General features: G+C 69.3%; 1 protein-coding gene. It reads left to right on the forward strand.

Going from position 1 to position 4,877, the window contains the following annotated elements:
- Positions 1-4,690, forward strand: a 4,690-nt coding sequence (locus RU01_RS15195) for a non-ribosomal peptide synthetase (protein ID WP_156148941.1), incomplete at its 5' end; no start/stop codon positions are given.
- Positions 4,691-4,877 lie beyond the last annotated feature (187 nt).

The raw sequence follows: 4,877 nt of genomic DNA on the forward strand, positions 1-4,877 counted from the left end.
GATCAGCTCGACCGACGACATCGTCATCGGAACGCCCGTCGCCGGTCGTGGCGACGCCGCGATCGACGACCTGGTCGGCATGTTCGTCAACACGCTGGCGCTGCGGACGACGGTGCCCGGACGCCAACCGTTCGACGCGCTGCTCGAGCACGTCCGCGAACGGGATCTGCAGGCGTTCGCCAACAGCGACGTCCCGTTCGAGCGGCTCGTCGAGGTCCTGTCCCCGGCGCGCTCGGAGTCCCGCCACCCGATCTTCCAGGTCATGCTGGCCTTCGAGAACCTGGGCCGATCGACGGTGGAACTCACCGGCTTGCGGCTCTCCACAGTCGATCTCGACCTCCACGTGGTCAAGTTCGACCTGCAGCTGACGATGACCGACCGGATGGACGACGCCGGCCGCCCCGCGGGCATGCCGGCCACGTTCTCCTACGCCTCCACACTGTTCGACGCGTCCACCATCGAGGCGATCGCGCGTCGGTTCGAGCGCGTTCTGCGCACCATCGTCGCCGAACCGTCCACCCGCGTGGGCGACATCGACGTGCTGGACGACAGTGACCGCATCGTGGCCGAGCAGTCGGTGCAGCGTGTCGCGCAGGGTGTGTCCGTCGGCGACGACACCATCGTCTCGCGCGTGCTCGACCACGCCGCGTCGTCACCCGATGCGTGCGCGGTGCGCTTCGGCACGTCGTCGATCACGTACGGCGACATGGACATCCGCTCCGCTGCGGCTGCCGCTCGACTCCACGAGCTGGGTGTCGGCGTCGGTGATCGCGTGGCCGTCGTCGCGGATCGTTCCGTCGATCTGGTGGTCGTGCTGTTCTCGATCATGCGCGCCGGCGCCACCTACGTGCCCATCGATCCCGAGTACCCCGGTGACCGCGTCGACTACGTCGTCGCGGACTCGGGTGCGCGGTTCGCCGTGGTGTCCTCGCGCCTCGAGGAGCGGGTCCGCCGTGACGGTCTCACCGTCATCGTCGACACCGATCTCGCGGCGCCCCCGGCCGAGGGTGTCGTCCTCGATCCCGCTGCGCTGCTTCCGTTCTCGCAGCCCGGCGATGTCGCGTACATCATCTACACCTCGGGATCGACGGGTAATCCCAAGGGCGTCGCGGTGCCGCACACGAACGTCGTCACGCTGCTGAGCAACACGCAGCAGTACTTCGAGTTCGGTCCGGACGACGTGTGGACGATGTTCCACTCGTACGCCTTCGACTTCTCCGTGTGGGAACTCTGGGGCGCCCTCACCACGGGCGGCAGCGTGGTCGTCGTCGATCACTGGACGGCTCGCTCGCCCGGCGACTTCCTCGACATGCTCGCCGAGCGCGGCGTGACGGTGCTGAACCAGACTCCGTCCGCGTTCTACCAACTGGCCGAGGCGGAGCGCGACCGCGCCGGAACGGCCCTGTCGCTGCGTCACGTCGTGTTCGGCGGCGAGGCGCTCGACCTCTCGCAGCTGCAACGGTGGTACGCACGGCATTCCGACGACAGTCCGCGTCTGGTGAACATGTACGGCATCACCGAGACCACGGTGCACGTGACCTACCAGGCGCTGACCGCGGCCTTCGCCGCGTCCGCCCAGGGCAGTGTCATCGGTACCCCCGTGCCCGGTCTCGGCGGTGTCGTCCTGGACAGCTCGCTGCGGCCCGTCCCGGTCGGTGTTCCGGGTGAGCTGTACGTCATGGGTGACCAGTTGGCCCAGGGATACGTCGGACGTCCGGACCTGAACGCCACCCGCTTCGTGGCCAATCCGTACCTCGGTGGGCAGCGCATGTACCGCTCCGGCGACGTCGTGCGCTGGAACCGCGACGGCGCGTTGGAATACCTCGCACGCGCCGACGCGCAGGTGCAGATCCGCGGGTTCCGCGTGGAACTCGGCGAGATCGAGACCGTCGTCGCCTCGGCGCCGGGCATCGCCGGCGCGGCCGCATCCGTGGTCCGCCGTCCCGCCGGTGACGTCCTCGTGGCCTTCGTCGTCCCCGAGTCGGGGTCGACCGTCGACGCCGGTGAGATCACGTCCCACGTCGGAAACATGTTGCCGGCGTACATGGTCCCGGCTCGGATCGTCGAGCTCGACCGTCTGCCCCTGACCGTGAACGGCAAGCTCGACCGCAAGGCTCTGCCCGAGGTGTCCGACGACTCGGACCGTGAGTACCGCGCGCCGTCGACGAGAGTCGAGAAGGCCATCGCGGGAGTCTTCGAGGACATCCTCGACGTGACCCCGGTGGGGCTCGACGACGACTTCTTCGCCCTCGGCGGCAACTCGCTGATCGCCACCCAGGTGGCGTCTCGCATCGGCACCGAGCTGGGCGTCCACGTCCCGGTCCGTGCGGTCTTCGACGCCACCACCGTGCATCGCCTCGCCGCCGTGGTGGCCGACCTCGGCGCATCCGACCGCCCGGCGCTCGTGCCGATGCCGCGTCCCGACGAAATTCCTCTGGCGCTTGCGCAACAGCGGATGTGGCTGAGCAACCGGCTGGACCCCGCGTCGCCGATGTACAACCTGCCGTTGGGTATCCGGCTCGAGGGCGACCTCGACGTCGAGGCACTCCGGCAGGCCATCCGGGACCTGGTCACCCGCCACGAGATCCTCAGGACGATCTATCCGCACACCGACGGAGTTCCGCGGCAGGAGATCCTGACCGTCGAGCAGGCCGGGGTGGACCTCGCGGTCGAGTCGGTGCCGTCCGCACAGTGGATGGATCACTTCGTCGCGCTCGCGACGCGGGGATTCGACGTCACCACCTCGGTCCCGCTGCGCGTGGCGCTCCTGCGTGATCCGGCTGCGCCGTCGGAGGCGGTCCTCGCGATCGTCGTCCACCACATCGCCGCCGACGGTGTCTCACGCGTCGCGCTGACCCGTGATCTCGTCAGCGCCTACCTGGCGCGCGCGTCGGACACCGAACCGACCTGGGCGCCGATGCCCGTGCAGTACGCCGACTACGCCCTGTGGCAACGCGACGTCATCGGCTCGCCCCGGGACGCGGACTCGGTGGCCGCCGCGCAGATCGCCTTCTGGAAGCAGGCGCTCGAGGGAGTGCCGGCGGAACTCGATCTGCCCCGCGACCGTGAACGCCCCGCGGCGCCCACCCGTGAGGGAGCATCCGTCCACTTCGCGATCGACGGGTTCGCCGCCGACCGCGTCGAGGCGCTCGCCCGCGATCACAACGCGACTCGATTCATGGTGGTGCACGCAGCACTCGCGGTTCTGCTGTCTCGCCTGTCCGGAAGTACGGACATCCCGATCGGAACGGCTCTGGCCGGCCGCGGCGAGCCCGCGTTGGACAACCTGGTCGGCATGCTCGTCAACACCGTGGCCCTGCGCGTGCGGATCGACGAGGACCGGACGTTCGCCGACCTGGTCGACGCCGTCCGCCGTGTCGACGTCGACGGATTCGCGAACTCCGAGGTGCCGTTCGAGACCGTCGTCGACGCGGTGGCGCCGCAGCGCACCTCCTCGGTGCCGCCGATATTCCAGACGGCACTGGCGTTCCGCAACATCACGCCCGCCAGGGTCGAGCTCGACCGGATCACCGTCTCCGAACTCGAGAACCCGTTCGAACCGGCCAACTTCGACCTGCTGCTCACCGTCGACGACGACGGGTCCCGCAAGCCGGGCGGCGACATGACGATGATGTTCACCTACTCCACCGAGCTGTTCGACGCGTCCACCGTCGAGACGTTCGGCAAGCATCTGGTGTCGCTGTTGCGGGCCGGAGTCACCGAGCCCACGCGTCTCGTCGCGGACCTGCCGATGGCAGAGGTCACGGCCGTGGTCGTGCCCGAGACCGGCCCGTCCGAGACGGCGTCGTTCGACGGCCCGTCCTTCGTGTCGTCCTTCGAATCCGCCGTGGAGTCCGACCCCGATGCGCCCGCCGTGGTCGTAGGGGACACCGACGTCACGTACGCAGAACTCGACGCCCGGTCGAACCGCACCGCACGATGGTTGTCCGCGAACGGCGTCGGCGCCGGGTCCCGCGTCGTGGTCCGGTCGGCATCGGCGGACGGCAACCCCGACGTGCTCGCACTCTGGTGGGGCGTGTTCAAGGCGGGTGCCGCCCTCGACCTCAGCGGGCAGTCGGCCGACGTCGTGCTGCTGGCCGGCGCACCGCAGAACGGACAGGTCGCACCGCTGGTCCTGTCCGTCGACGACGCGTCCGCCGAGATCGCGGCGCAGAACGCGCGCCCGGTCACCTATGCCGACCGCGTCCGACCGCAGCGCGGAGACGACCCTGCGTTGGTCCTGGCATCGGTCGACGGATCGGCACGTGTCCTCGGCCTCGACGAACTGTCCCGCGTGGTGTCCACCGAGGCGGAGCGTCTCGCCGTGGACTACGAATCACGGTTGTTCGCGACGCCGACCGTGTCCTCGACCTCGCGCGCTCTGCGGGCACTGGTCGCGGGCATCGCCGGAGCCGCGGTGCTCGCTCCCGACGCGGCGGCACCGTCGCTGACCGACGTCCTCGTCGATCAGTGGGTGACGCATCTGTTCGCGACGCCGCCCGATCTCGAGACCGTGGACGTCGAGTCGTTGGAGGACCTGGCCGTGGTGGTCACCGACCCCGGTGCGGGATCACCGACAGCGGGAGTCGACGGCTCGGAGTTCGCCGACGGAACGGACATCGAGGTCGTCTCGATCTCGTCCACGGGAATGGGTATCCATGGTTCCGGACCTGCTGCGCGGAGCTCGTGACGACACCACCGGCCCGCACCCGGGTCCGCGATACGGCGCAGCGCGCTCTCGTTAAGGTTGATCGGATGGAGCGACGCTCCATGAAGCACGCGTGCACGCGCCCTCGGGGAGTGATGCGGGTACGCAGCGGGATCGTCGGCGGGCAACCGCGGACGAGGCTCGGTATTCACACACGAGGAGTACGACG

Origin of the sequence: Rhodococcus sp. MEB064 (genome assembly GCF_000834565.1) — a bacterium.
In the GTDB taxonomy this organism is placed as follows: domain Bacteria; phylum Actinomycetota; class Actinomycetes; order Mycobacteriales; family Mycobacteriaceae; genus Rhodococcoides.